Here is a 3402-nt window from a genome sequence, read left to right as displayed (position 1 = left end):
ATACACACTAATACCAAATTCTCCTTTGTTAAAAGTAGGAGCTTTGTAAGCACGGTTTTCATTGTTAGCTGTATAATCATTTTTAGCACTTTGTTCGGATAAAAAGATAACAAAAGGCTCTTTTAAAAACGAATCATAGGTATCACCAAATGTTGTAACAATCGTTGCGAACGTATCAACGTCTGCTTTCGCTTTATGTTTTGTAAATGGGTTCAAGCTGAATACAATCCCCATCGCTATTCCTACAGGGGGGATTTTTTTTATACATCTCTTTATCTTTTCCTTCATGGATGTGCTCCTTACTTTCTAATTTATACTGTTTCCAACATATTTAAATTAACATCGGTAAGTTTATCTTAATTTAAATAACTCTCAAAAGTCTTTCGTAAATGTTACAAAACCCTTTCATTGCTTCTCATACAAACACTTGAGGACTCTTGCAAGTAATTTCTTAAAATTGGAAATACCGATAGAAATAAAAGGATTGATGCATAAGTAAACCACCGATATATCTTATTAAATTAAAAATTGAGACCAAAAAAACAAGAAAGGTTGGTATTTTGCCAGCCTTTTTTGTTTACTACTTCATTCATTTTACAAATAAAAATTTTGTTTTGGGGATACTTAAAAATCTTCGCTTAATGAGCATGGGGCCAAGCTGAAAAAATATAGACTATCGTAAAAAGTTCAGAATTTTATACGATATTAATGAAAGACTTTTGTAACATTTATGAAAGAAATTTGAAAGGTATTTAAGCTAAGATGAACTTATAAATATTGATTCTATATATTTAAATACACACAAAACAGTCTTTATATGTTTATTTTTCACAGTGTTACATGTAAGCAATCTAGGCTAAATCTTACTAAGAGAGGACAACAAAAATGAAGAAAAAATTTAAAACAATTGGAATTGGAAAGAAAGTAATTCCTACTGCAGCGGCATTAGGTATTCTTTTTTCTGTCGCTCCTATTGCAGAAAACAAAGCTAGCGCAGGGATAGGTACGGTAATAGATATAAGTATTACTGTATTAGGTGCTGTAGCAAACACTTATGAAGCACTTGGAATAAGCCCAGAGGAGAAAGACCGAAACCCAGGTACTCGCATTGATGTATATGCAGAAAACGAAACTTACCAGGCTCCTAGTTTTACATCTGGGGAATTTAATATTTCCATGTATCATACACAAGGTGATTCGAATTTTCTTAAACCAGTTAAAGTACGCTATCCAAATGGAAGAATCGAACTTCATCAACTACGATCTGGGCAGCAGCTTAAAATTACTGACGCAGGTGCAATTGTAGATTTAAACCCTAATGGAGCAAATGTCTCAGAACACGATCTTCTTTACATTACACAAGCACAATTAGACGAAGGAAAGACCGGAGTTGTGATGAATCAAGGCCAACATGCATTTGTAGAAAAAGCATCTGGTAAAAACCCAAGATTTCTTCTTCCACTTTATAAAAAATATGCAGACAGCTGGACTCCAGATTGGGATGTGGTTGTTAAAAATTCGGATTCCCTATTTGATAAGATAGCAAATAAATTATCAGATAAGCAAAAACAATTGATAACATTGACTTCAAAGCCAGTATCTAAAGATGTCCTTGACAACTATGTTAAGAATGAACCTAAAGCTCAAGCAGATTTTTATGATCGAGTATCTGATGTATTGGCGGAGCGTACTCACGTCCTAGAGACACCTATTGCACTACCATTTAATGCACTAAATCACGGTAACCCTTATCAAATTATCCCTTATAAAAAAGGAACGAATAAAGTAATCGTAAAAACAGGTTCAAAATACCTTTCAGGAAAAGAAGGAAGAGGACTTCAATATTCCGATTCGCTTGGCGATGATGAAGTGTTTGAACTTGTTCAGATAGGAAATTCTTACGATGGTAAATTTCAGTTCCGTTTGAATAACAAAAATGGGGTAAGTTTGGCTGGTAATCAAAATGTTCAACAATTTGGTACTGATTGGAGTTTCAAATCCGAAATTCGTTTCACTGGAAAAAGCAACAATGAAATTAACAATTGGTTAATAGAGTGGTATCCGGGTAAAGAAAATGAGAGACAGAAGTATGACGGAGTAAAGCTTGTAGCTGATGAAAAAGATTCTACTAAATGGAATGCAAAAGATTCTTCTGGAAATGTAATAAAGAACAGTTGGGTAAATCGAGGTACTGGTTATCATTTTGCAGATGCTGAAGGAGCCCTTTTGACAGGCTGGCAAGACATTAAGGGGAAGACTTATTATTTCCACCCGAATAATTATGGTGAAATGGTTACTGTAAATGGATCTGAAATCGATGGGAAGTACTACAACTTCAATGATGATGGTTCCTTGCAACGATCAACCTGGAAAGGTGATACTTATTCCGATGCTGATGGAGTGGTTATTAAAGAAGGCTTGAAAGATATAGATGGTAAAATTTATTATTTCCAAAATTACAATGTAAATAAAAAGGAAATACGTCTAGAAGATCAAAATACCATTCTTCATTTTTCTGACAAAGGCGTACTTGAGAGAGCTTCTAGGATAAATGGAGAAGCTATAAACAGCGATGTTTATGCTTCGTTTGACAACAAAAGATTAGTATTTAATAAAGACGGTTCGACTTGGAAAACAGGGATCAACAAAAAGGGGAAATCACTGGCATATTATAGTTTAGAGGATGGAGATTTCTATACCGGTTGGAAAATGATAGGCGATAAAAGATACTATTTCATAAATGGCTACAATGATACGTTCAATGATTATCAAAACATTGATGGAAAAAGATATTATTTTCATGAAGACGGATCAGTTAATAAAACAGGGTTTGAAAAAATCGATGGTAAGCTATACCACTTTGACAATAACGGCGTAGCACAAACGGGCTGGCAAAAAATCGATGGTAAAGACTATTACTTCGATGAATCTGGAGCAGCTAAGATAGGATGGTTCTCAGTTGGTGGTGGGTATCATTTCCCTTATTACGGACACTTTACGTATTATGCTAAACAGGATGGTTCAATTTATACAGATACCAAGGTTGAAATTGACGGAAAAACCTTTAAATTTGATAGTCATGGACACAAAGGTTATTAATCATCCCAAAAAAATCTATTTTTTATAAATATGAATCGCTAAATGAGATCCCCACGACCTCCAGATGCTTTCAGCATCTGGAGGATTTTTATTAACTTGATGGCTATGTGGTGAGCCCACATATAGCGGATTTGGATCATGAATTATTATCTAAACAAAAATTAGAACTGCTAAATAGTGACGAAGGATATGTATCAGGGGAGGATRCAAAACGTGAATTCGGACTACAAGTTGATTTACCAGGGATATCGCCAGCATTTCGGAAAAAAACCACGCTAAGCAAAAAATAAAATAAGCATAAGC

The 3402-nt window shown here is 34.4% G+C and carries 2 protein-coding genes and 1 pseudogene; 2 read left to right on the top strand and 1 reads right to left on the bottom strand.

Annotated elements, in window-relative coordinates; translation table 11 throughout:
- Positions 1 to 288: pseudogene (locus tag AC1DTM_RS20710) on the bottom strand (hypothetical protein); the annotation flags it as partial.
- Positions 289 to 885: 597 nt separating this feature from the next.
- Here AC1DTM_RS20710 and AC1DTM_RS20705 point away from each other — a divergent pair.
- Both AC1DTM_RS20705 and AC1DTM_RS20700 read left to right on the top strand, forming a co-directional pair.
- Positions 886 to 3099, top strand: a complete 2214-nt coding sequence (locus AC1DTM_RS20705) for an N-acetylmuramoyl-L-alanine amidase family protein (protein WP_088099805.1) — start codon at positions 886 to 888, stop codon at positions 3097 to 3099.
- 110 nt (positions 3100 to 3209) lie between these two features.
- A complete protein-coding gene (locus AC1DTM_RS20700) occupies positions 3210 to 3389 on the top strand; it encodes a hypothetical protein (RefSeq protein ID WP_477000766.1) in 180 nt (59 codons plus the stop codon).
- The last annotated feature ends 13 nt before the right edge of the window (positions 3390 to 3402 follow it).

It is taken from the genome of Bacillus sp. P4_D3, from assembly GCF_056401855.1.
This window is presented reverse-complemented; position numbering and strand designations above follow the sequence as displayed.

Coding starts and splice junctions, on each gene's coding strand:
- AC1DTM_RS20705 (WP_088099805.1), top strand. CDS start 886: ATGAAGAAAAAATTTAAAACAATTGGAATTGGAAAGAAAGTAATTCCT.